Here is a 23,692-nt window from a genome sequence, read left to right as displayed (position 1 = left end):
CCCCTCTTGGCTATAAGCGACTTGAATCCAGTAGGTACTACATATGGAGTTAAAAAACTTGTTTCCGACCCTCCACATTGGTCAACCGATGGACATTAAACATACACTTTTCATCATTCTGACTATTTTTTCAGGGTCAGTATTTGCCCAAGACACTGGATTTGGATTCGTTAAAAACAATCCAGACGGGAAAACTTATTTATATACAACCCAGAATATTTCAAGCAACGAAGTCATTTCAGTCCAATTCCCTCAGGATGGAATCGTTGCTTGCTGCAAGTTAACAAAAACAACTGGAGGAAAACAGCAGCAGGGCGATGCAATGGACCTGCTCAACGAATCCGACATGCACATCTATGGGCTTGACATCCAATACACAGCGCCTTTCATTGGCATAGCTGTAGTTGGTAAAAATGCAACCGAAAACGGCGTCTCAGCCGTTGAGATCAAGGACCAAGCTACAACTATCAGCACCTGCTTGAGTCAAGAAGGCGTTCATCTCTTCTCGAGAAAAAATGGGAGTTTGAACGGTCACTTGTATATGAACCTAGGTTACGATGCAGAGCCAACGTCACATTCTTGCGAAACGGAAAATGCTGAGTCCGTTCCGACCGACGTCTCCGGCTACATCAAAAACAGAGACAACTGTGATTCTTTGCGCGGAGATATTCCTGAACGGGACCCCGCCGCCCCGAAAAATCTCGATCGAGTCATCAGCGATATAAATGAATATTGCAAGGGCACCGACCAGCAGCTGAAGCAGTTGAAAGAAAAATACTCCGGAAACGAAAGCGTTGAGAAGTTGCTCTCGACTTACGAAGAAAACATTGAAGCTGACATGAGTTTTTAGATTCACTCATCAAGGACGGCTGTTGTGACATCTGAAAACACCAATCCACAGGTCTGGTTATCCGAAACCCCGCTACTGCCGGGTGAACGCCTTTACCTGATCATCAGTGCGGCCAGTGATGCCGAAGCGCTCAAGACGCTTTACCAAAATGAACCCACAACCCAGGCGATCCCGATCTGGGGCGGTACACCCTACGCGGCTTGGCAGCCAGTGATGCCCTACCTCACCGAGTTGAAACCCAACTCAAGCTTCCTGCCATGGATTGCCGAAACCGACGCCCTCGATTGGGGGGTGGCTGGCCGTTTCCAGCAGCGAACCGAACGTGGTGTTCGAACATCTGCGTAGCCTCACTCAGGTTCGGATGCCGGATGGGACTGAAGTGTTTTTCCGGTTCTGGGATGGGCGGCATATCTACCCGATTCTGGAAGGACTCGGCGATGCCGCCGGTGAAGTGCTGCCGGTGTTTGATCGGTATCTGATTAATGGGAAAAGCCTGGTGGTAGGGCCGCGCGCGGTGCCTCCGGCGAAAGACTGGCCTTGGTGGGAAGTGCCGAAGGCGTTGCTGGATGGCCTGACCAAGCAAAACCCATCGACCGTAATCGGCAACATGATGCAGTGGCTGAAGGAGGATCACGCCGAGCTGTACTTCTCGTTCCCCGAATCCAACCTGCGAACAAAAGTGGCGCGCTTCGTAAAACGCACGCCGCTCACGGAAGAAAATTTCACCGGGCTGTTGAAGGCCCATCTGGAAAATGAGGTGGCTGTATGAGCATTCTGATGGGTGAGATCGTAGGCAACCTCACGGCAAAACAACCTGATGCTCAGGCCATCATCAGTGACTTCAAAAAGTGCCTGAAGGATTACCGTGAGCATGCCGAGGCCTGGTACGGCGGAGTCCTGGACGCGGAACAGCAATTCAAGGTCGGTGATGAGGTCCACACTCAGGACAAGGACAGCAAAAAGGAAAACACCCTTTATGCCAACTGCCCGGCAAACGGCAAACTCACGCTTGTGCATAGCTTCGAGTCTGCGCGATTTGTTCCGATCGGCAATACGCCGGTCCGTCTGGTGCCTGTGGTGGATGGCCGGTTCATTGGCAAGAACGAAGCCGGACCGGAAATCAACAAGACAATCGACTCGACCGGGATTCTGGAAATCACTGGCCTCACGCCCAATCAGCAATACAAAATCACGTTCTTCCCAAACCCTACTCGCGCGCAGATCGACAGCCTGTTCAACTCCTATCAGGGCGTGATCGGCGATTTGAGCGGCTGGTTGCAGACTGAATGGAGCACCAGTTTCCTACCGCTTTGGCAGGCACATACCGATGCATCAATGGGTGGCCGTGTCCTGCAGGAACTGGAGGCCGCATGGGAAGGCTTTCTGAAAGCGATCATGGGTTTGTGGGGCGATATCAAAAGCCTCTACAACCTGGTTGCGCATCCTCGTGAGAACTACGAGAAGCTGAAAAACTTCTTCACCGAAGAGCAAATCAAGAAAATTTATGACGCCTCCGCTGAGGCCATTCACACTGCCCTGTTGATCGCCAGCGATGAACCACTAATGTGGATCTACGTTGCCGCCATCATGGCTTGGGTGAAGATGCTGCCACCGCAGACATGCACGGAAGTACTGGCTCAGCTGACCACAGAGTTCCTGCTGAACATTCTGGTCGGTGTCGTCCTGACCGGTGGTCTCGGCCTGGCCGTGCGCATTGGCACGAAGGTAGTTAAAGCCACGCAAAACAGCGGCAAAGTCGTGAAACTGATTGAAGACTTTACCGGCATGCTGATGAAAGTCAGCAAAACAAGCGCCACACCGCATACCGAGGCGGCTCGGCCTTTACTGCTTAATGGCAATTCGGCATTCAACCCGGCGCGTAAAGCCAACGTTGAGATCGCTCCGCCCAAACCCGCCGAAACAGCAACGGCGCCGAAGAAGAAGCCACCTGTCGCCGGTGGAAAAGTGGAAACGGATGCGCAGATCCAAGCGCGCGGCAAAACTGAAAGCATCACACGTATCGAGCAAAAAGAGGCGGTCGACAACGCGCCAAATCAATCGAAAAACCCGGCTGACCAACCCACCGAGTGTGCCAACAAAACCTGCCTCAAAGACGACCCGATTTCGATGGTGACCGGCGAGGAATTGCTGACCCTCTCCGATGGCGAGCTGGGTGGTTTGTTGCCGCTGGAATGGACGCGCCTTTACCGAAGCAGTGCGGTCGAAATCGACAGCCGTCTTGGCCATGGCTGGAGCCATTCCCTGTCTCATCGTTTGCAACTGGACGATGAAGGTGTGCTGTGGACGGACAACGAAAACCGCCAGATCCGCTTCCCGATGCCAACCGAACAACGCCCGGCTATCACCAATAGTCTGGCGCAGGCAGCAATTTATTTGGGCGATGCTCCCGGTGAACTGATCCTTACCCAGGCGGGGCCCAAAGCACGCTTCTATCACTTCCGTGCCGGGCGACTGATCACCATCAGCGATGCCTATGACAATCGGGTGCATATCAGCTATGACTTTGTCGACCGCATTCAACGCATCGACAACGGCGCAGGCCGCGCCTTGCTGCTGCGTTACGACGACCGTCATATCGCCGCGGTGGATCATCAGCAACAACGCTCCGAGTACAACGAGCGCGGTGAACGCCAGGATCCATGGCTAACCATTCAGACCTTGGTCTCCTACCGCTACAACATGCGTAATCAACTCGTATCCTCGAACAATGCGGCAGGTGAAACCGAGTATTACCGCTATAACGATCAGCACGTAATTCTGGAACGGCAACTGGCCGGTGGCGCCAGTTTTTTCTGGGAATGGGAGCGTGAAGGCAAGCTTTCCCGTTGCATCCGTCACTGGGCTAACTACTCGCAGCTGGAAGCGCGTTACGAGTGGGATGACAAAGGTTCAGTGACTGCTTACAACTCCGATGGCAGCGAGCATGTCTACGTGCATGATAAGAATGCGCGTTTGATCAGCGAGACCGCTCCGGATGGTGGGGAAACGCAGAAAGCCTATGACGATCAGGGTCGTCTGGTCGCAGTAAAAGATCCGATGGGGGCCATCACCGAGTATCAGTACAGCGATGCCGGGCGCCTGATGGCCGTGATCCCGCCGGAAGACGAACCGACCCGTTACAACTACTTCAATGGTCAACTCATTGATGTCCAGCGAGGTAAAGCGCGCTGGAAGTACGAGCGCAACCGTCAAGGCGATATCACCCAACAAACCGATCCTCAGGGCGCCGAAACCCACTACAGCTACGACCGTCAAGGCCGCCTGCTGGAAATACGTCATCCCGACGGCAGCCGTCATCAACTGGGCTGGAACAATCTCGGCCAACTGCTGGAAGAACGCCTGCCTGACGGCGGCCAACGCAAGTATCGTTACGATGCGCTAGGTCGGCAAATCACACGTCAGGATGAAAACGGCGCCATTACCCATTACCAATGGGACGCCGTTGATCGCCTGACACAAATCACCCTTCCCGGTGGCGCCACCCGCGCCTTCACCTACAACCCGTATGGTCGCGTCACCGCCGAACGGGATGAACTCGGGCGCATCACCCGCTACGAATACGCCGACAACCTGCACCTGGTGAGCCGCCGCATCAACCCCGACGGCAGCCAGCTGCGTTACCGCTACGACAACTCGCGCCTGCTGCTCACCGAGATTGAAAATGAACGCGGCGAGCACTACCACCTCGACTACTACCCGAACGGCCTGATCCAGCAGGAAACCGGGTTCGACGGTCGCCGCACCGCCTACGAATACGACCTCAACGGTCGGTTGCTGAAGAAAACCGAATTCGGCGACGATGGCAGCGAACTGTTGACCGAGTACCAGCGCGACGCCGCTGGCCGCCTGCTGGTGAAAACCTTGGCCGACGGCGAAGAAATTCACTACAGCTACGACGCCCTCGGCCGCCTCGTTAACGTTGACGACGGCAACTGGCCGCTGGCGTATGAATATGACCTGCAAGACCGCCTCATCACCGAACACCAGGGTTGGGGCACCCTGCGTTACGAGTACGACTGCGTCGGCCAACTGAAACACTGCCGCCTGCCGGACGGCAGCAAACTCGACTACCGCCATCAATCCGGTGGCCGCCTGAGCAGCATCGACCTCAACGGCTCGCGCCTGACCACGCACCAGTTCAACGCGGGCCGCGAACAGCAGCGCCAACAAGGCCTGCTGCTCAGCCAATACCAGTACGACGAACAGGGTCGGTTGCAGGCACACAGCGTCAGCCAGCGCGAAAAAAATCTGTTCCAGCGCCGCTACACCTACGACGCCAACGGCAACCTCGCCGGCATCGACGACAGCCGCAAAGGCAACCGCAGCTACCACTACGACCCGCTCGATCGCCTGATCAACGTCCGTGGCAGCACACCTGAAAGCTTCGCCCATGACCCGGCGGGCAACCTCCTCGGCCAAAACAACGAGCCGACCGCGAACCTCGCCAACATTAAGGGCAACCGCCTACTGATGCAGGGCGATCGCCATTACGACTACGACGCCTTTGGCAATCTGACCCGCGAACGTCGCGGTACCGGCCAGAAACTCGTCACCGAGTATCGTTACGACTGCCAGCATCGTTTGATCGGCGTCAGCCTGCCGGGTGGCAGCATCGCGAGCTACAAATACGACGCCTTCGGCCGTCGCATAGCCAAAACCGTCGATGGCCACACCACCGAATTCCTGTGGCAAGGCGAACGCCTAATCGCAGAAAGCGCGGATAACCGCTATCGCAGCTACATCTACGAGCCGGGAACTTTCCGCCCGCTGGCGATGCTCGACGGCGAAGGTCCGCTGAAAGCCGCACCGTTTTACTACCAACTCGACCACCTCGGCACCCCACAGGAACTCACCGACTACAGCGGTGAGATCATGTGGTCGGCGAAATACTGCGCCTACGGTAATCTCGCCGCACTCGACATCGCCGAAATCGACAACCCGCTGCGCTTTCAGGGCCAGTATTTCGATGCCGAGACAGGGTTACATTACAACCGGCATCGCTACTACAATCCGGGGACTGGACGGTTTCTGACGCCGGATCTGATCAAGCTGGCGGGTGGGTTGAACAACTACCAGTACGTGCCTAACCCTACGGGGTGGGTGGATCCGTTGGGGTTGACAAGCTGTCCTGGAGCGGGTGGTAGCAAGTCGGAAATCAGACTGGAAGATCCACCAGTTAAAGCGACCGTAAATGAAGGATCCCCTCCCCCTCCGGCCCCTCCAAGACCGGACAAGTGGAGTCGGGAACCTAAAAGTATTCAAGATCAGATGACATTACAGGCAGCTAAAGAAGGTCAAGGCGTCGTTATTATCGAAAACCTCAATGATCCTGCCTTTAAAGGAATGGATAAAATTGAGCTCAAGATAAAATCGAAGAACGGAAATGACTCCGTAGTACATTATGTACGCAATCCGCAGACCGGAGAGCTCATGGATTTCAAGTTCAAAAAGCACAGCACCGATGATATAAAACCTTGGGGTAATGACCCATCAGTGCCACCCGGAGTCATCGACAAATGAAAGTCGTATGCAAAATCAACAATCTGAATGACATATCAGCACCAGAAACCGTCATGCGTTTAAAGCGTTACATATTCATGCCTGACGGCGAGCTAGACTTGCAACTTGGAATGGAATACACGGTTTATGGCATCGAGTTTCGAGACAACTGCCCTTGGTTCTATATATGCACAGAAAAAGATGATGAGTATCCAAAACCATATGCAGCCGATGTCTTTGATATTATTGACGAGCGACTTTCCTCTCATTGGAAACTTAGCTTTCGAACTCAAGATAATAACAAATACAAAAGCTCACTTATATTCCAAGAATGGGCCACAAACATTAGCTTTTATGAAAACTTAATTGATGGCGACGAGCAAGCTATCACTACATTTGCGAAATACAAAACACTTATGGACTCAGAGTAATTTAGCAACCAAAAAAAACAATAAGGAAGGCGACAGATCTATTTTCTACGTACTCATGAAAATAAATCTGTCCCTTTTGGCTGGCCCCCTTTTGGCTGAGAAGATGATTAACAAGGATCTGGAATTATTAATTTTTGATTTTTTAGGCGCTGTAGAAACCTCACTACAGTTGCTTGAAGACAAATTCGGCTCGAGATCACTACAACAGCTATGGCATGAGAAAAAAATATCTCAACGAGGAAAAGTTCTTAATGGAGTGAGCTATCAATTACATGGGAGCGGATGCATGATCGAATATCCAGATTATTGTGTGGATTTCGATTTCGGGCCGAATGGAAGAACCGATGGGTTCGACGCATGGCGCCTGTATAACTACGCATGTGAACTCCCAGAGAAACATGCAAAATACACAAACCTAACTATAGTTGAATCCGAATTAAACCAATACATCCAAGGAGACATAGTTAAAAAAATAGACGACTCCAGTTCCCACTTATATTTTTTTACGCAACCAAAAAGCCAATTATCCTCATGTACATAAAGGGGGGGGGCCATAAAGGAGAAATCACGACAGGCACCTAAAACCTGTTCCTTCTTCGAGACAAAAGCACCAAGCCTAGGATGGGAAGCCCAGCCAAAATCGGTAAAACAGACACGATTGGACCGAATCAACAAACAGGATGGAAGTATCCATATCAGCCACCACAATCGAAGCGATCTAACATGATAATAAAAAGCATTAAATGGATATCGAAGTCAGCTGAAGAAGCGGAAGTTGAAATTAGTGATGGTAACTTCACATGCATCGCCTTCTCTCAACCTTGCAATGTAATAGTGGGCGAGCATTTAATTCAACCACTCCACGTTTTTTCTGTAAAAAACGCAATGATCAGTGATCAGTCGGCGGTAGGAATATGGAACTTAAGCGACACAAAACTTGAGCGAAAAGTCATTTCCGAAGTTATCGACATCACTAACCAAGTGGTTGCCGTTGGCGACATACATATGGTGATCGATGATTTTTTACCAAGAGGATTAGAGATTGGGAACATCATTGAATTCGAGTGTGCAAGAATAGATCTGTGGTAGTAGAAAAAAACAAACCCGCCCACTAAGCTTGGCCACAAGGAACAAAAATGAAGTTCTGGAACGATATCGATGGCAGCATTTTTTTTCAACCAAATTTTCAAAACCCCCGTAGCAATTGGCCTCATTGAACTTTTCACAGTAAACATCGAAAACAACAGACCAACGATAATACTTGAGTTCGACATCAAAGAACTCCCTGACGCCCCTCCCGCAAAAATGGAAAAAGGCTGAATTCAACACATGCCGCATCGATTTAAACTGTAGCGAAATCAGCAGCCTGACGATCAAAAATATACCTACAAAAGAAAAACTTAGTATAAAAATCACTCAGAGCGAAAGCCTCTTCACAATTCATGCTTCGAACAGCAGTTCGACATTTGAATTCACAACAAAATCCCCCTACTTTGTGGACCTCAGTATATATGAACAATAAAAAACCCGAACTCACTTAAAATCAAATTTGACTCAATTTTTCAGCCCCTTTGGACGCCTGACAAAAGCATCGGACATTTCCCACAACCCCCATCGCCATCCATGAACTTGTACTCCCCTCCCTCCCCAGATAACCTCCCCCAGTCGCTGCAACCTCAGCGACCGGTTTTGACAGACCGAACACGATCAAGGCATGCAAATGCCGCTTTACGGCTCCGTTGATTCAGGAGCTTCACCATGAAAAAATTTCCACCCGATTCCCTCACCCCCCTCCAACTCAGCCAAGCAACCCAACGCACCATCAGCGCCCGCCTCCGCAACCCAAAAAGCCCCGACCCCATCAGCCACGTTTTCACCCTCCTCCCCAACATCGACACCGAAACCCTGCTAAGCCACGCCTGCGAAACCCTCGCCTCGCTCAACGTGCTGACGACCGACTTTGCTTGTGAACTCGAAGGTTCGCACCGCAGCCTGGCGTTATCGATTCAGCAATTGGCCGTGCTGGGTGAATTGTTGGTAAACCGGGCGCTGGACAATCTCGATCCACCCGGTGGGGCGCCCTATGCTCAGGAGGTGCAGCCATGACTCGATACATGCCGATTACCGGCATCGACTGCACGATCCCTTCCCTGCTGATCGACACCGAAGCGCCTGTCGATGTGTTGCATGACACGGCGGCGTATCGCATTCGCAGCGTCACTCAACTGCTGGAATCGCTGTCTCTGGGCGAAGCCCTGGGGGGTGATGCTGCGCTGTTGCAAGAGTTTGCGCGGGTGTTGGCCATCCCGTTGCGTGATGGCTGCGATCTGCTGGATGTGGTCGGGCGGCGGTTGCGAGCGCAGCTTTAAATCAACAATAAAAATGGGCGACCCAAGGTAGGGTCGCCCATTTTTATATCCGCAACTTTTAAACACCACCTCCCAGACTTATGCACGCAGCACTTCGCAAGTGTTTGTTAAAAACTGTCTTTAAACTTCTGATCAATCCAAAAAATCGACTCAACATCGTGGGTACAAAAAACCCAAAAAACTGGCTCTTTGGTCAACTAACACCTCACCGCCTCACCTGGAAACAGCGAAAAACAAAACCATGGTTTTCAACCAACCTTCAAACTATACTTCCGCGCGCAGTATGGAGGCTGTGATAAATGTTCAAACTCAGGCGGAAAACATGGGCTTTACTCTTGGTCTACATCGTAGGTGTCAGTGGCTATATCTACTACCTCTACGTCGAGACTCAAGGAGTCCTCACTGAAAACATTAATAACAAATTGCTGCATGCTGCGTTGGGCGCTTCGGCCATCCTCGGCGACCGCTACCATGACAATTTGATCGACAAACAGTCCAAATCGGAGACAGAAGACTGGAATTCCATTCAGCGGCTCTCCAGGTTCAACGAGTCCATGGGCACCGCCTTTGTCTATAGCGTAGTCAAACGCGCGGGTGAAGCTTATCTGGTCAGTTCCAGCGCATCGAAAAAAGAAATTCAAGAGCAGAATTTCGTACGTTTTTTCGATCCCTATCCGGATGCCAGTCAGGCTTTGCTCGACAGTTTCGAGCGCACCGAACCCACCTGGATCGACTACTCGGATCACTGGGGAGACTTTCGCGCCGTCTTCGTCCCAATGAAATCGCAGGACGGTACGATTTATGTTACTGGCGCGGAGATTACGTTGGCGGACTACTACCACCAACTTAATCAGGACTCCCTGCACCATATCATCCTGGCCATTCTGGTATTTCTCGCCCTCAGCCTTTTACGCATGCGTGCTCATCTCCAGCAATTGAAAATAAACGAACAGGTATTGAATCAGGCAAAAAATGCCGCCGAGGACGCTGATCGTTCAAAAACCAGATTTTTGGCCACCATGAGTCATGAAATCCGTACGCCCATGTACGGTGTTATCGGCGCGACCGAGTTGCTGGCGAGGTCCGCCCTGAACCCCGAGCAAAGCAGTCTGCTAAGAACGATTAATACAAGTGGACGAGCCCTGCTGTCTCTTATCGACAACATTCTCGACCTTGCAAAAATCGAAGCGGGCAAACTTGAATTGAAACCTCGTGTTTTCGAAGTGAGAGCATTGGTTTTATCCAGTATTGAAATGATCCGACAAAACATTCAGGACAAGCCAATAGCACTTGAGGTCCAAGTCTCACCGGACGTACCTTCCCTGGTCAAAACCGATACCGATTGCCTTCGCCAGATATTGCTCAACTTGTTGGGCAATGCGGTCAAATTCACCGAAGCCGGAACGGTATCGCTCATGGTCACGACTAGCGGTTACGGCCCTCAAGCCCGACTCGACTTCTCTATACGCGATACCGGCATAGGTATCCCCGCGGAACGGCAAAACAGCCTATTCAAGCCCTTTACTCAGTTCAAAGGGCCGGCCAGTCAACGCTTTACCGGGAGTGGGCTAGGTCTTTCAATCTGCAAAAATCTGGTCGAGGCGCAGCATGGGACTTTATCTTTCACCAGTCAGCCTGGCGTCGGATCGACGTTCTCCTTCTCACTCCCCATGGAGCTTTTTTCAGTCTCGGAAATACCCATCGGGGACGATCATGCAGTGGTGGGTTTCGACTCATCTTTTGCCGGGGACTACCCGCTCGATATCCTGCTGGTGGAAAACCATCCAGTGAGTCAGAAAGTTGCCATGGCGATGCTACAGGAGTTGGGCTATACACCCGACCTTGCGTCAGATGGCCTGGAGGCGGTCAATCAGTGTATGACTTCGACTCCAGATATCATTTTTATGGATATCAACATGCCTGTTATGGATGGGCTAGCGGCCATTCGTGAAATCCGCAAACTACCATTGGGCGATACTTGCTACATCGTTGCTTTCACCGCGAGCGCTTTTTCGAGCGAGATAGAGCGTTTCAGGGCCGCGGGTGCCAATGACGTTTTAACCAAACCGGCGAACTTTATGGCCTTGACCCGAGTGCTTCAGCGTGCGGCCAACTACCGGCAGCAACTCCAGGCCAGCACTCCGGTAGTGGATGCAATTTAAGGGCACATTCGCAGCGTGACTCAACGGTTGGAAACGCGTTCCCTGGGCGAGGCGCTTGGCGATGACGCTGCGTTGTAGCAGGCATTTGCGCGGGCGGCGGTTGCGGACACAGCTTTAAATCGCCCAATAAAAATGGGCGACTTCAAGGTCGCCCATTTTTTATGTCCGAAACTTTTAAACATTGCGTTCCAGAGGAGGTGTTCGCCCAGTGTAATGGCCTGGCAATCCATGCACCGGTAAAGAGCCCTGACACCGGGCGAACGGGAAGGATTTTAATAGAATTTGGCCGATATGTCCTCGTGTATAAACATGAAATTTCTGCACGTAATATTTCGTAAGGCTTTGCTTACAAAGCGTCTACAAACTTCCAAAACTCACCAGTCCGACCATTAAAACTGATTGTTCTTATACAACTATCAGCACAAGAACAATCAATATGTACAAGTAATGATCAACTTGCGGGATGGCGGGTCACTTTCGACCTATCGGTATCGATCACCACAACGCTCTGTTCTACGTTCAGATCTTTCATTTTCGCCTGCATAGACGCTACTCAGGGAGTGTTCGCAGTTTCTTGCGCGGTGGATTCGCCGCTGTCTGTGCCCTTGCCGCTTTCCTTGCGCCGGGTCGGGTCGGTGGGGCGCAAGGCGTCGTTGTCGCGCTCGACTTCGCCTGGAGGCCGGGGTTCGTCGGGTTTTCCGAGGGTGGTCGGTTTGGGATTCATGGGGTTTTCCTCAGGCTTCGGGATCGTCGACTTCGTGGGCGACGTTCACGGCGGGCGAGTCTTTGTGGGATTGATCGGCCTTGGTTTTGAGGATCTGCCATTGATCGAGGTCAATGGCGCCCTGCCCCAGCAGATCGTCGGCGATGCGCAGCAATTCGCTGTAATGCGCGTCGGGAGATTGCTGCCAATAGGCCTTGTCGTCGAACAGCCGCTGCCAAGTGGCGAGGGTGGGCGGTTTGAGGTCGTCGCTCATGGCGGGCTCCCGTGAAATGGGCTTCATTACGTAGGAAAACGGCGTGGCGGCGAGAGTTCCGGTTAATACCCGGTCATTTCCAGATACCCCTGCCCGCCATGACTGCCGCTGAGCCGCACCGGTCCTTCCCAATAGGGAATGCGCAAGTCCATCCAGGCCTTGGGGTTGAGGGCGCTGATGGTGATTTCGAGGTGTTTGGCGGGGATTTTGATCGACCAGCTCACGGGCATCGAACGCCCGGCCACGTTGGCGGTGTCTTGAGGCGTGAGGCTGATGTCGTCGGCATGCAATAGCTGCGTCTGGCCTTGGGCATCGATCCAGGTGCCGGTGAGGTATGGCGCGCCGTCCTTTTGCCGCATGCGGTAGAGCATGACTTCTTCGCCGCTGTCCAGGTGCAGGGAGAACCAGTCCCAACCGGTCTGGTTGGCGGTCAGGGGTTGGCTGCTCCATTCGCGGTCGAGCCAGGCCGGGCCACTGACGGTGTAGGTTTTGCCGTCGATTTCCAGGGTGCCGCTGGCCTGGAAAAACGGCTGACTGTAGTAGTACGAAGCCTGGCCTTGTTCGGATTTCTGGCTGTAGCCTTTGTCTCCCTGAAGCACCAGTGGACGTGTGGAAGTCAGTCGAAGCTGGTAGCTGAAAGCCTTGTCGCGGGCGCTGAGTTGCAGGTCCGCAAGAGGCTCTTCATGGGTGGCCTGACTGCTGAAACGCCAGTCGTCGATCCATGCGTTGAACGGCGTCAGGCTCACTCCGGCCTGGCCGACGCCGCCTCGGGCGTAGCGTTCGGCGGCATGATGCGCCGTGGCGGAAGTCACGGCCGCATGGCCCAGCCAGATGGTCTGATTGCTCCAGCCAGATTGTTCGGGCGTCGCTTTCAAGGCGCTGCGAAACAGCGTCCATTGCGCGCCGAACTCCTGGCCCTGATCGTCCTTGAGGTTGGCGGTGACGTACCACCATTCGATGCGAAAGCCATCGTGCGGGCCGTGGTCTGCCGGGAAGCTGAACACCCGCCCGGGCACCACTGGGGTAAATGCCTCGGCCTGATGACCGAGGCCGGCGAAGCCTTTTTCCGGCGCAGGCGTGTTGTCGCATCCGCTCAGCAGCGCGGCCAGTAACAACACACCGAGCTTAATCTGCATGAGCAAACGTCCTCAGCAGATCCGCCGGTTGTGTGCGATACAGCGAGTACAGCGGCCATGCTGAAGCGAGCAATGTGGCGAGCAACGCCAGGCCCATCAACTGCAACAGTTGCAATGGAAACACCCGCAACGGCAAGCGCCAGCCGAAGGCCTGAACGTTGATCACCGTGTCCAGGCACCACGCCAATGCGATGCCCAAGGGCAATGCCAGCACCAATGTCAGCACCGCCAGCAACCAGGTTTGCCCGAGGTTCAGCAGCATCAATTGGCGACGGGTTACGCCCAAAGCCCACAGCGGCGCGAGTTGTCCGAGGCGGCTTTGGCTTTGGGTCAGCAGGCTGATGAACAGCGCCACGCCCGCGACACAAAGCGTCAGGCTATTGAGCGCGGCGGTGGCGGCGAAGGTGCGTTCGAACACTTGCGTGGACCAGCCCTTGAGCCGGGCCTGATCGACGATGCGGCTGTCATCCAGGGTGAAGCGGGTTTGCAATGCAGTCAGGAATCCGGGGATGGACGCCGGGTCGATGCGCAGGTTGAAACGGTTGGGCGTCAATTGCGGCCAGCCGCGCAACAGGTGATTGATGTTGACCAGCAGGTGCCCCTTGGGATTACCGTAGTCGGCGTAGATCCCGACGATCCGCGGCGACCATGGGCCATTGGGCGTGGGGATCGTCAGATGATCACCGAGCCGCACCTTCAACCGCCGCGCCAGTTGCTCGCTGAGCATCAACGCGTCGTCCTTGGCCAGTCGCTCCCAAGGGTTGTCACCCAAGGCTTCCAACAATGGCCAATGCTGACGATACGTCGGGTGATCGATCACGCCAAAGACATCCGCCGGCCAGCCCTGCAACTGGATCGACACCTGCCAGTTCGGGAGCACTGCGGTGACTTGAGGTTGTTGTTTGAGCCAGGTGTGCAGTTCTCGAGCCTGGGCGGGATTTTGCGGATTGAGGTACAGCTCGGCGGTCAGGCGTTGTTCGAGCCAGTTGCCGAACGTCTGGCGGAAACCGGCGGTCATGCTGCCGGCGCCGATGTTTGCCGCCAGCGCCAACAACAGCGCCATCAAGGCCAGGCTCAGGGCCGGCAGTTGCTGGCGGCAGTCGGCGAGAAACCATTGACCGAGCACCGAACGACTGCGCCCAAGCACCCAGTCGAGCACGCTATTCAACACCACCGGCAAGGCCAGTGCGGCGCCGATCAACAATGCGGCCATCAACACGAAGCCGCTGCTCAGGCTGTCGCCGAAGCTCAACGCCAATAACGCGATTACCGCAGCCATCGCGGCGACCCAACCCTGACGCCGCAACCAGCGCGCGTGGGCCTGATGCCAGGCTTGCGGATTGGCCAGCGCCAGCAACGGCAAACGCGCCGCCCGCAGCAAACTGTTGGCGCCGGCCAGCAAGGCGCCGAACAGGCTCAGGCCGATACCGCTGAACCACCACAGCAGACTTAGATTCAATTGCCCCGGCACTTCGGCGCCGTACAAGCCGCGTAGGCTGGCGGCGACGTCCGGCAACAGCACGCCGGCCAGCAGGTAGCCGCTGACGACGCCGGCGATACCACCGATGAGCGCCAGGCCACCCAGTTCGACGGCAAGGCAGGCAATCAACATGCGTGCGCTGACCCCACAGGCGCGCAGGGTTCTGAGCAAGCTTCGGCGTTGCTCCAGCGCCAGGCCGATCGCCGCGTGAACGATGAACAGGCCGACCACGAACGACAGAAAGCCCAAGGCATCGAGGTTCAGGTGGAAGCTCTCGGTCAGGCGCGCGAGATTGTTTTCTTCGCCGCTGGTTTTGAGCTGGAGTTGGCCCTTGAACGCATCAGGCAGGGACGCGCTGAAATCCTTGGGCAGCAGCAGGCGCGATAGTTGATCGGGCAATTGCAGAATCTGTTGAGCGAAGCCGATGTCCACCAGCAACACGCCGGGCGCCATGTCGGTCTGGGCACGCAGTGGCGGCAAGGTGACTCCGCTCTGGGCTACCGGGGTTTCACCTTCGTGCAAGCCCAACGCTTGTAAAGTCTGCGGTGAAATCCAGGTGCTGCCCGGCGGGGTGAAAAACTCGACAACCTGCTCGATTGGCAATGACCGCCCGGCCACTGCGGAACCGGTCGGCAGCGACACCGGCTCAATGCCCATCAACTGCAAGCGCTGGTCTTCATGGCCCTTGAGCGTCACCCGACCTTGCAACACGGGCGATACCGGCCAACCCGCACGACGAAGGTCGACAAACACTTGCTGGGAAAACACCCCTCCGCTGGGTGCACTGAGGCTGGCTTGCGGTTCGCCGCCGATCAGTTGACTGGCGCGGGCGTAGCTTTCTCGCGCCTGGCTGTTCAGCGCTTGCACGCCGGTCAGCAGGCTGGTGGCGAGCCAGAGCCCGGTCAGCACACTGAAAAACTGCACCGGATGCTGGCGCCAATGGCTGAGCAGCGCCCGCAGCGTCTCGCGAAAAACCCGCACCTCAGCGCTCGTCCGCGCCAGCCAGACGGCCGCCGTGCAGCACCACTTTGTCTGCCAACCGCGCAGCGACTCGTGGGCTGTGAGTGACCATCAACAACGTCGTCGGGCTGTCGTCGAGCAGTTCCAGCAACAACTTCAACACCTCATCGCTGGTCGCTTCATCGAGGCTGCCGGTGGGCTCGTCGGCCAGCAGCAGTTTCGGTTGCGATGCCAGGGCGCGACCCAGGGCGACCCGTTGCTGTTGCCCACCAGACAGCTGCTCCGGATAGCGTCGCAGTAAATCGCCCAACCCCAGACGTTGCACCAGATGCGCCTGCCAACGTGGATCGTGGCGCCCGGCCAGACGTGCCTGAAACGCCAGATTGTCTTCAACGCGCAAACTGCCGATCAGGTTGAACTGCTGGAACACCAGACCGATTTCGGTCCGCCGCCAGTTCGCCAATTGGCTCTCGTTCATTTGCTCCAGCCGATGCTCGCCACTGCGGATGCTGCCGCGATCGACCTTGTCCAGCCCGGCGATCAGGTGCAGCAAGGTGCTCTTGCCACTGCCCGACTCCCCCATCAGCGCCAGGCTGCTGCCGGGCTTCAACGTGAGGTCGACGCCTTGCAGCACGGGCAATGGGCCTTGGGGGGTGGCGTAGCTTTTGAAGACGCCCTGGACGTGCAGCATGAAGGGGAAACTCTTTTGATGAGTGGGGGCAAGGGTAGAGAGTACACCCGATAATCTTGGGTTGAACGGTCTGACGTCTTCGCGGGCAAGCCCGCTCCCACAGTGATCGAGGCGAACCCAAACTTTGCGCACGCCATCGCCCCTGTGGGAGCGGGCTTGCCCGCGATGAGGCCAGATCAGCCCATCGAAAATCTCACTGCCCCACCGCCACACTCGGCACCACCCGCCCCGGCGTCACAATGCTGTTCAGGTCAATATGCTTCCACTCCGGCTTGGCCCCCAACCGCGCATTAAACCGATAGTTAAAGGTGAAATCGTCCCCCGTCGGCACACTCAACGGTTTGCCATACACCGCCTCGATCCCCGCCAGGTCATAACCCATCACCTGCAGCAACGTCGGGAAGATGTTGTAGTGACTGGAGCGATCCTTGTTGGCCGGCAATTGCGCCTGCCAGTCCAGGGTCTTCAAACCGCTGCCCGAAATCACCACCAGGGGCACCAATCCCTCCTCCTCCACCGGATCACCACCGCAGTGAGTATTGAGCCCCGGGTTACCGCGCTCATGCAGATCCTGCCCATGGTCCGAGGTGTAAATCAGCAGCGCATGACTCAAATCCGCCTGAGCGAAAACCCGTGCGAAGAACTCGCCGACATTCCACAGCACGGTATTTTTGTAGGCATTGCGGTACAGCAACCAATCATCTGGCTGACCGTTGAAACCATCACGTTTGCCCGTGTCCGCCACTTCGACAAATCGCCCTCGGGGCAATGTCGGACGGTAAGCCATAAACGCGTCCGGGTACTTGTCGTGCACCGGAAAATGCGCGCCGACCTTGTTGATCACCACCAGCTGCGGCTTACCGTCGTTGAGCAGCTCGATCAGCTTGGCCGCCGCGGCCATGTCGCGCTCACGCACGCTGGTGCGGTCGAATTGCACGAACTCGTCGATGTCCTTTTTTTCGGCAGCGTTCATCAGGTTCTGCAAGTTGCCACCGGTGCGCTGGGAGTCGATGTAAACAGTGCGCAGCCCGGCCTTTTTTGCGTACTGCCAGATCGACGGCAGCGTGCTGTTAATCCGCATGTAGTCGCCGCGGGTGCCACCGTAGCGCAGGGTGACATTGGTGTCGGCACTGCAATTGGCGATGGATGCCGCGTAGCCGTAATTGAAAATGTCCACGCCCGGGCGCGGTTCCTTGAGGTTGCTGTGCACACCGAACGGCGTGTTGATGTCCAGGTAGTTGCCGGAAATGCTTTCGTCGATGATCAGCACAATGTCGTGCCCCACCGGTTGATCGATGCGCGTCAGGCTCACCGGTTCACGCGGGCCGACGGTGTTGTGCAGCGCTTCATAGGTGAACAGATTCAAATAGGCCAACGGCGTGTACATGATCGGCAAGCCACGGGCGCCCTCACCGGCCCGTACGAACAGTACTACGCTGAGCATCAGCACCCCGAGCACTGGCGCCGCCACCAACAGTGCACCCGGTAATGGCGCCCGTCGACGCGGCTTGAGCCCGATACCGAACAGCAGCAATAAACCGCTGACCAGCCCGCTGATGATTGCATCGCGGTACTGGAACGCCGCCTCTTGAATGAACCCACCGGAATACACCAGCGACACAAAACTGCTGTAGGTCATGTAACCGGCAGTCACTTGCGTATAGACGTCGAAGAACACCGCCGAGCCAAACATCGTCAACGCGAACAGGTGACGGATCAGCGTCTGGCGGATGTACGCGGTCATGAACAGCGCCACTGTCAGCACGACGAACATTGCGCCAAACAACAGCATCGGGAAACCGATGCCCAGCGCGTCAAGACGATCGAGGTAGTAGTCGTAATTCTTGAGCAGATACAGAACCAGCAGCAGTTCTTTGAGGTAATGGATCATGGTGTTTACAGCACCTCCATGGCCAATGGGTTGTCGGCCATTTTCTGACACTAGCACCGGGCCCTCGAAGCGCAAGAAATGCCGGTTTTTTTCGTAAAGCGTCAAAAAAACGTTGCCTCAAATCTGACACACTCACTCGTCTGTAACCCTTGTGTTTCAAGCCTTACGACCGTTTATCGTTTTCTTCAAACCGTCAGAAACCCCTCAAAACCGCGGCAAATCCAGCAGCGGCAAGCACTTGATGGCAAATAGCCCGTGAAATCGGGGTTTTCCCGGTCGCGTTACCCGTCATTTTGCTGACTCGCTTTCCCATGGCTGGGCTATACCCCTTTTGACAGTCTCATTTCAGTTACATCCACCGTTTTACGAGGCACGCCAATATGGACGTGAGCGTATTTGGTACGGGTTACGTCGGTCTGATACAAGCCGCGGCATTGGCCGATGTCGGACATCGTGTGCTGTGCGTTGATATTGACCCCAACAAGATCAAGCAACTGCAACAAGCCGTGCCCCCGATCAGCGAACCGGGACTGTCCAACACACTGGAAGACAACATCAAGGCCGGTCGCCTGCTCTTCTCCACTCAGGCCAGTGACGCGGTCGAACACGCCGAACTGATTTTCATCGCGGTGGGCACTCCCGCCGATGAAGACGGTTCCGCCGACCTCAGCCATGTGCTGAATGTCGCTCGGCAGATCGCCAGTTTCATGGAGTCAGACCGCACCCTGATCATCAAGTCCACCGTGCCGGTGGGCACCGCGGACCAGGTGGCAAGCACCGCTAACGAAGAACTGCAACGCCGTGGCAAAGAGGCGTTGAACGTGCGGGTGGTGTCCAACCCGGAGTTTCTCAAGGAAGGCAGCGCCCTGGCCGATTGCATGCGCCCGGACCGGATCATCGTCGGCACCAATGACGATGAAGCGCGCAACCAATTGAGCGAACTCTATGCGCCGTTCTGCCGCAACCGCGAAAAGCTCATGTTCATGGACAACCGCAGCGCCGAGCTGACCAAGTACGCGGCCAACGCAATGCTCGCCACCCGCATCAGTTTCATGAACGAATTGGCCAACCTCACTGAGTTGCTGGGGGCCGACATCGAAGCGGTGCGCAAGGGCATCGGCTCGGACCCGCGCATCGGTTACCACTTCATCTACCCCGGCTGCGGCTTCGGCGGCTCGTGCTTTCCCAAAGACCTGCGTGCCCTGCTGCACACCGCCGAACACAACGGCATGCCATTGCGTCTGCTGCGTAGCGTCACCGACGTGAACGACAGCCAGCGGCACATCCTCTTCAGCAAACTGCAGGCGCTATTTCCCGATGGCCTGGTCGGCAAATCCATCGCGATTTGGGGCCTGGCCTTCAAGCCCAATACCGATGACATGCGCGAAGCCCCCAGCCGATATCTGATGGAGGCGCTGTGGGCCGGAGGCGCGAGCGTGCAGGCTTACGATCCGGAAGCCATGTCCGAGTGCCGGCGCATTTACGGCTACCGCAATGACCTGCACCTGTGCGCCACCCGCGACGACACTCTGGAAGATGCCGACGCACTGGTGATCTGCACCGAGTGGAAAAATTTCCGTGTGGTCGACTTCGATCTGCTGGCGAGCAAACTGCGTGCGCGGGTGATCGTCGACGGGCGCAATCTTTACAACCCGGAGCACGTGGCGGCGGCCGGTTTGCACTACAGCGGCATCGGGCTTCGGCACATCGCTCCCGAGGCGCCACGGCCATGAAGATACTCGTCACCGGAGCGGCCGGTTTCATTGGTGCCCATTGCGTGTTGCGGCTTTTGCGCGATGGGCATCAAGTGTACGGCCTGGACAATTTCAACGACTTCTACGACCCGCAGCTCAAGCACGACCGCGTGGATTGGGTGCGCAAGCAAGTCGGCGATTTCCAGCTCGCGAAAGTCGATATAGCCGACGCCACAGCCCTCGACGCTCTGTTTGTGCGCGAGCAACCGGAGGTAGTGATTCACCTCGCGGCTCAGGCCGGAGTGCGTTACTCCCTGGAAAATCCCCGGGCCTACGTCGACAGCAATCTGAGCGGTTTTTTGAACATCCTCGAAAGCTGCCGCCACCACCCGGTCAAGCACTTGATCTATGCCTCGTCCAGTTCGGTGTACGGCGCCAACCAGCACACGCCTTACTCGGTCAAGGACTGCGTCGACCACCCGTTGTCGCTGTACGCCGCGACCAAAAAAGCCAATGAGCTGATGGCCCACAGCTACAGCCATCTGTTCGGCGTTCCCTGCACCGGTTTGCGTTTTTTCACCGTGTACGGGCCTTGGGGCCGGCCAGACATGTCGCCGATCCAGTTCGCCCGGGCGATTGCCGAAGGTCAGCCGGTGAAGCTGTTCAACTACGGCCAGCACCAGCGTGATTTCACCTACATCGACGACATCATCGAGAGCATCGCCCGTCTGATCGAACGCGCGCCCCAAGCGGCACCGCAGTGGAACCGCGAACAACCGGACCCGGCCAGCAGCATGGCGCCATGGTGCATTTACAACATTGGCGGACAACAACCGGTGGAGCTCAAGGACTACCTGGCGCTGCTGGAAAAACACCTCGGACAAAAAGCCCTCGTCGAGTTGCTGCCCCTGCAACCGGGCGACGTGCTCAACACCTGCGCCGATGCCAGTGATCTGGCCCAGGCCACCGGTTTCCAGCCACGGATCGAGCTGGATGAAGGACTCGGACGATTCATCGCCTGGTTCCGTGACTACTACCCACTGCGCAACGCCCACTCGCCACTCGCGGAAGGGCTTCAGCGGAGGACTCTATGACTGGACAAGAAAAAGGCGTGTTGCTCAATCACATGCAGCGTGACAAACGCCTGGACCCCGAACATCGAATGCGCCTGGATACGGCGATCCACATGCAGGGTCGCGGCTGGCTGACCGGTCGTGACGGTGGTCGCCCCTGGACCCTGTCGCGAACCAACCGGGTGGTTGCATGCCTCGGCGCGCTGGTGATTTTGCTGCTGCTCTCCCCTGTGTTGCTGGGCCTGGCGCTGGTGATCAAATTCAGCAGCCCGGGGCCGGTGATGTTCGTGCAAAAGCGCACCGGCTACCGCGGCCGCCTGTTCGGCATGTACAAGTTCCGCACCATGGTGAGCAACGCCGAAGAGCTCAAGGAGTCCCTGCGGCACCTGAACAAGCACGGTGCCGACGCCATCGACTTCAAGATCGACGACGACCCACGCATTACCCCCATCGGCGGCTTCCTGCGGCGCAGCAGCCTCGATGAGTTGCCCAACCTGATCAATGTAGTCAGTGGCGACATGCGTTTAGTCGGTCCCCGACCGACCTCGTTCAACGCCTATCGCTACAAAGACAACCACCTTGCACGCCTGAGCATCTACCCCGGCATGACCGGCCTGTGGCAGATCTCCGGGCGCAGCAATATCGACTTCGACCAGCGCGTTGAGTTGGACCTCAGCTATATCGCCGAGCAGAGCCTCTTGCTTGATCTGAAGATCCTGTTGAAAACCCCCTTCAAAGTATTCAGCGGCCACGGAGCGAGTTAAATGGACGGTTCATCGAATAAAAGCCTGACCATCGCCAGCCCGAGCGAGTCCAACCTGACCTCGACCGTGCTCGACCTGGATCTGCGGATCCTCTTCCTGACCGCCGCCAATCCAGGCGCCGGCACCACCACCAGCGCCCTGGCGCTGGCCAGCCAACTGGCGTCAATGAGCAGCGGCCAAGTGCTGCTGGTGGACGCCAGCCAGTCGGAGGGCAACCTCACGCAACAGCTGGGGCTGACCAAAGAACGCGGTTTTCGTGACCTGCTGTTCAACGCCTCGCCGCCACTGCTGCAGGACTGCCTGGTGAACGTCTCCAGCCTGCCCTTCCACATCCTGCCGAACGGGCGGCACATCCGTGGCGCCGAACACCTGACGACTGAACAGCTGGCCCCGTTGCTCAACCAACTGGGCGATCGGTATCGCTTCGTGGTGATCGACGGCGACGCGGTGTATTCAGCCGCCGACACGTTAGTCATCAGCACCTTGGTGGACGGCGTGATCATGGTGGTGCGCGCCGAAGACACGCGCTGGGAAGTGGCCCAGGCCGCGGTCCAGCGCCTGACTCAGGCTGGCGCAAAACTGGTGGGCAGCGTCTTCAACCGGCGCAAGTACTACATGCCCAAATGGCTCTACAAAAACCTGTAAGCAACCGCAGAAAAGGATGACGCCATGAACGCCAAAATGCTTCTCCTGCTGTTGCTGCCGCTTGCAGGTTGCTCCAGCACCAGTGAAACCCAGCAAATGCCGGTGCAGATTCTCACGGCCGAGCCGGCCAATGCCCAGGCCACCGACATGCCCAAGGTTGAACAGACCTTGCGGCCCAAGGATGTGCTGGATGTGATCTTCCACATCAGCACCAGTAGCTCGGGGGCTTACCGCATTCAGCCCGGTGACCAGGTCGCCCTGAACTTCACCGCGGCCAGCCAGCTCAACGGCACTCAATTGGTGCTGCCCGACGGCACCATCGAACTGCCGGGGGCCAATACCGCGGTGAAAATCGGCGGGCTGACGGCCGTCGAAGCGCGGCAGGAGATCCAGCGTGCCTATGAGCGCAAATCCCTGTTTCAGCCCAATCGCAATCAGGTGACGGTGCTGGTCACCAGCCCGCTGAGCAACGAGCTAAACCTCAAGAGCAACCTGAGCCAGCCCGGTAGCGGTATGACCCGGGAGATCACGGTGGGCAACGACGGCTATGCGAGTTTCCCGGAAATAGGCTCCGTTCCGCTGCAAGGCATGACGGTCAACCAACTGGAAACTTTCCTCAATCAACGTTACGCGCAACTGCCGGGGCGGATGAGGGTCGACGTCATGCTCAAATCCACGTCGGGCAACGAAATCTATGTGCTGGGTGAAGTCGCGCAACCGGGCTCCTACCCGATTCGCCGGCCGGTCTCGGTGCTCGAAGCGTTGACCCTGGCCCGTGGCACTAACGTCAAGGCACGGCTCGATTCGGTGGTGATCATGCGCCGCACCGGCAACCATGTGCAGGCCGTGCACTACGACGTTGAAAAAGCCTTGTCCGGTGACGCCTCGCAGATTGCCTACCTGCAACCGGACGACATGCTCTACGTGCCCAAGACCAAACTGGCCAGCGCCGGTGAGCTCGCGCGGCAACTGGCGGACGTGGTGTTGTTCCAAGGGGTGGGCTTCGGTTTCGCCTACCGCGTCGACAACAAAGACAGCGACAACTAACG

At 56.3% G+C, this 23,692-nt stretch carries 20 protein-coding genes and 1 pseudogene; 15 read left to right on the top strand and 6 right to left on the bottom strand.

The window, feature by feature from the left end; translation table 11 throughout:
• Window positions 1-43: 43 nt before the first annotated feature.
• The 10 genes and pseudogenes from JFU11_RS28030 (at window position 44) to JFU11_RS06210 (ending at window position 11,332) form a co-directional block, all read left to right on the top strand.
• Window positions 44-850, top strand: a complete 807-nt coding sequence (locus tag JFU11_RS28030; protein WP_201060094.1) for a hypothetical protein — start codon at window positions 44-46, stop codon at window positions 848-850.
• A 24-nt stretch (window positions 851-874) separates the two neighbouring features.
• Window positions 875-1,619: pseudogene (locus JFU11_RS06245) on the top strand (DUF4123 domain-containing protein).
• On the top strand, window positions 1,616-6,391 hold the full coding sequence (locus JFU11_RS06240) for an RHS repeat-associated core domain-containing protein (protein WP_201060091.1): 4,776 nt from the start codon (window positions 1,616-1,618) through the stop codon (window positions 6,389-6,391). Before JFU11_RS06245 ends, JFU11_RS06240 begins: the two are co-directional and overlap by 4 nt.
• Window positions 6,388-6,801 (top strand): hypothetical protein, encoded by a 414-nt coding sequence (locus JFU11_RS06235; RefSeq protein WP_201060090.1) that lies wholly within the window; start codon window positions 6,388-6,390, stop codon window positions 6,799-6,801. The genes JFU11_RS06240 and JFU11_RS06235 overlap by 4 nt, the downstream gene beginning before the upstream one ends.
• A 621-nt stretch (window positions 6,802-7,422) precedes the next feature.
• Window positions 7,423-7,890 carry a hypothetical protein gene (locus JFU11_RS06230; RefSeq protein ID WP_201060089.1) on the top strand — a complete coding sequence of 156 codons (468 nt, stop codon included), beginning with the start codon at window positions 7,423-7,425 and terminating at the stop codon, window positions 7,888-7,890.
• A 69-nt stretch (window positions 7,891-7,959) separates the two neighbouring features.
• Window positions 7,960-8,121, top strand: coding sequence for a hypothetical protein (locus JFU11_RS28025; RefSeq protein WP_201060484.1), 162 nt, complete (start codon window positions 7,960-7,962; stop codon window positions 8,119-8,121).
• On the top strand, window positions 8,063-8,323 hold the full coding sequence (locus tag JFU11_RS06225) for an Imm50 family immunity protein (RefSeq protein WP_201060088.1): 261 nt from the start codon (window positions 8,063-8,065) through the stop codon (window positions 8,321-8,323). The genes JFU11_RS28025 and JFU11_RS06225 overlap by 59 nt, the downstream gene beginning before the upstream one ends.
• A 236-nt stretch (window positions 8,324-8,559) precedes the next feature.
• Window positions 8,560-8,907: a DUF6124 family protein gene (locus JFU11_RS06220; protein ID WP_201060087.1), complete on the top strand. Its 348-nt coding sequence runs from the start codon at window positions 8,560-8,562 to the stop codon at window positions 8,905-8,907.
• Window positions 8,904-9,170 carry a hypothetical protein gene (locus tag JFU11_RS06215; protein WP_201060086.1) on the top strand — a complete coding sequence of 89 codons (267 nt, stop codon included), beginning with the start codon at window positions 8,904-8,906 and terminating at the stop codon, window positions 9,168-9,170. Before JFU11_RS06220 ends, JFU11_RS06215 begins: the two co-directional genes overlap by 4 nt.
• A 299-nt stretch (window positions 9,171-9,469) precedes the next feature.
• A complete protein-coding gene (locus JFU11_RS06210; RefSeq protein WP_201060085.1) occupies window positions 9,470-11,332 on the top strand; it encodes an ATP-binding protein in 1,863 nt (620 codons plus the stop codon).
• Between the two features lie 553 nt (window positions 11,333-11,885).
• Here JFU11_RS06210 and JFU11_RS06205 read toward each other — a convergent pair.
• The 6 genes from JFU11_RS06205 to JFU11_RS06180 form a co-directional block, all read right to left on the bottom strand.
• Window positions 11,886-12,056 (bottom strand): hypothetical protein, encoded by a 171-nt coding sequence (locus JFU11_RS06205; protein WP_201060084.1) that lies wholly within the window; start codon window positions 12,054-12,056, stop codon window positions 11,886-11,888.
• Between the two features lie 10 nt (window positions 12,057-12,066).
• Window positions 12,067-12,309, bottom strand: coding sequence for a hypothetical protein (locus JFU11_RS06200; protein ID WP_052965204.1), 243 nt, complete (start codon window positions 12,307-12,309; stop codon window positions 12,067-12,069).
• Between the two features lie 62 nt (window positions 12,310-12,371).
• A complete protein-coding gene (locus JFU11_RS06195) occupies window positions 12,372-13,445 on the bottom strand; it encodes a lipocalin-like domain-containing protein (protein WP_201060083.1) in 1,074 nt (357 codons plus the stop codon).
• Window positions 13,435-15,906: an ABC transporter permease gene (locus JFU11_RS06190; protein ID WP_123721101.1), complete on the bottom strand. Its 2,472-nt coding sequence runs from the start codon at window positions 15,904-15,906 to the stop codon at window positions 13,435-13,437. The genes JFU11_RS06195 and JFU11_RS06190 overlap by 11 nt, the downstream gene beginning before the upstream one ends.
• Before the next feature lies 1 nt (window position 15,907).
• The gene (locus JFU11_RS06185) at window positions 15,908-16,576 is read right to left on the bottom strand and encodes an ABC transporter ATP-binding protein (protein WP_048394989.1); all 669 of its coding nucleotides are present in this window, start codon (window positions 16,574-16,576) and stop codon (window positions 15,908-15,910) included.
• Window positions 16,577-16,769: 193 nt separating this feature from the next.
• Window positions 16,770-18,467 (bottom strand): sulfatase-like hydrolase/transferase, encoded by a 1,698-nt coding sequence (locus JFU11_RS06180; protein WP_201060082.1) that lies wholly within the window; start codon window positions 18,465-18,467, stop codon window positions 16,770-16,772.
• A 380-nt stretch (window positions 18,468-18,847) separates the two neighbouring features.
• On the opposite strand from JFU11_RS06180, the gene JFU11_RS06175 reads away from it, so the two are divergent.
• The 5 genes from JFU11_RS06175 to JFU11_RS06155 are packed head-to-tail and all read left to right on the top strand — an operon-like array spanning window position 18,848 to window position 23,690.
• A complete protein-coding gene (locus tag JFU11_RS06175) occupies window positions 18,848-20,200 on the top strand; it encodes a UDP-glucose/GDP-mannose dehydrogenase family protein (RefSeq protein WP_123721098.1) in 1,353 nt (450 codons plus the stop codon).
• Window positions 20,197-21,255: an NAD-dependent epimerase gene (locus tag JFU11_RS06170; RefSeq protein WP_201060081.1), complete on the top strand. Its 1,059-nt coding sequence runs from the start codon at window positions 20,197-20,199 to the stop codon at window positions 21,253-21,255. Before JFU11_RS06175 ends, JFU11_RS06170 begins: the two co-directional genes overlap by 4 nt.
• On the top strand, window positions 21,252-21,998 hold the full coding sequence (locus tag JFU11_RS06165; RefSeq protein WP_123356224.1) for a sugar transferase: 747 nt from the start codon (window positions 21,252-21,254) through the stop codon (window positions 21,996-21,998). The genes JFU11_RS06170 and JFU11_RS06165 overlap by 4 nt, the downstream gene beginning before the upstream one ends.
• On the top strand, window positions 21,999-22,643 hold the full coding sequence (locus JFU11_RS06160) for a CpsD/CapB family tyrosine-protein kinase (protein WP_123497613.1): 645 nt from the start codon (window positions 21,999-22,001) through the stop codon (window positions 22,641-22,643).
• 24 nt (window positions 22,644-22,667) lie between these two features.
• On the top strand, window positions 22,668-23,690 hold the full coding sequence (locus JFU11_RS06155) for a polysaccharide biosynthesis/export family protein (protein ID WP_123721096.1): 1,023 nt from the start codon (window positions 22,668-22,670) through the stop codon (window positions 23,688-23,690).
• Window positions 23,691-23,692 lie beyond the last annotated feature (2 nt).

It is taken from the genome of Pseudomonas sp. TH37, from assembly GCF_016650735.1.
Classification (GTDB): Bacteria; Pseudomonadota; Gammaproteobacteria; order Pseudomonadales; family Pseudomonadaceae; genus Aquipseudomonas; species Aquipseudomonas farris.
The sequence above is the reverse complement of the archived record's forward strand: the minus strand, read 5'-3'. Positions and strand labels throughout refer to the sequence as shown.

Bases quoted from the DNA above. Each gene is read 5' to 3' on its own strand.
- JFU11_RS28030 (WP_201060094.1), top strand. From the start codon at position 44: ATGGAGTTAAAAAACTTGTTTCCGACCCTCCACATTGGTCAACCGATG.
- JFU11_RS06240 (WP_201060091.1), top strand. From the start codon at position 1,616: ATGAGCATTCTGATGGGTGAGATCGTAGGCAACCTCACGGCAAAACAA.
- JFU11_RS06235 (WP_201060090.1), top strand. From the start codon at position 6,388: ATGAAAGTCGTATGCAAAATCAACAATCTGAATGACATATCAGCACCA.
- JFU11_RS06230 (WP_201060089.1), top strand. From the start codon at position 7,423: ATGGGAAGCCCAGCCAAAATCGGTAAAACAGACACGATTGGACCGAAT.
- JFU11_RS28025 (WP_201060484.1), top strand. From the start codon at position 7,960: ATGGCAGCATTTTTTTTCAACCAAATTTTCAAAACCCCCGTAGCAATT.
- JFU11_RS06220 (WP_201060087.1), top strand. From the start codon at position 8,560: ATGAAAAAATTTCCACCCGATTCCCTCACCCCCCTCCAACTCAGCCAA.
- JFU11_RS06215 (WP_201060086.1), top strand. From the start codon at position 8,904: ATGACTCGATACATGCCGATTACCGGCATCGACTGCACGATCCCTTCC.
- JFU11_RS06210 (WP_201060085.1), top strand. From the start codon at position 9,470: ATGTTCAAACTCAGGCGGAAAACATGGGCTTTACTCTTGGTCTACATC.
- JFU11_RS06205 (WP_201060084.1), bottom strand. From the start codon at position 12,056: ATGAATCCCAAACCGACCACCCTCGGAAAACCCGACGAACCCCGGCCT.
- JFU11_RS06200 (WP_052965204.1), bottom strand. From the start codon at position 12,309: ATGAGCGACGACCTCAAACCGCCCACCCTCGCCACTTGGCAGCGGCTG.
- JFU11_RS06195 (WP_201060083.1), bottom strand. From the start codon at position 13,445: ATGCAGATTAAGCTCGGTGTGTTGTTACTGGCCGCGCTGCTGAGCGGA.
- JFU11_RS06185 (WP_048394989.1), bottom strand. From the start codon at position 16,576: ATGCTGCACGTCCAGGGCGTCTTCAAAAGCTACGCCACCCCCCAAGGC.
- JFU11_RS06180 (WP_201060082.1), bottom strand. From the start codon at position 18,467: ATGATCCATTACCTCAAAGAACTGCTGCTGGTTCTGTATCTGCTCAAG.
- JFU11_RS06175 (WP_123721098.1), top strand. From the start codon at position 18,848: ATGGACGTGAGCGTATTTGGTACGGGTTACGTCGGTCTGATACAAGCC.
- JFU11_RS06170 (WP_201060081.1), top strand. From the start codon at position 20,197: ATGAAGATACTCGTCACCGGAGCGGCCGGTTTCATTGGTGCCCATTGC.
- JFU11_RS06165 (WP_123356224.1), top strand. From the start codon at position 21,252: ATGACTGGACAAGAAAAAGGCGTGTTGCTCAATCACATGCAGCGTGAC.
- JFU11_RS06160 (WP_123497613.1), top strand. From the start codon at position 21,999: ATGGACGGTTCATCGAATAAAAGCCTGACCATCGCCAGCCCGAGCGAG.
- JFU11_RS06155 (WP_123721096.1), top strand. From the start codon at position 22,668: ATGAACGCCAAAATGCTTCTCCTGCTGTTGCTGCCGCTTGCAGGTTGC.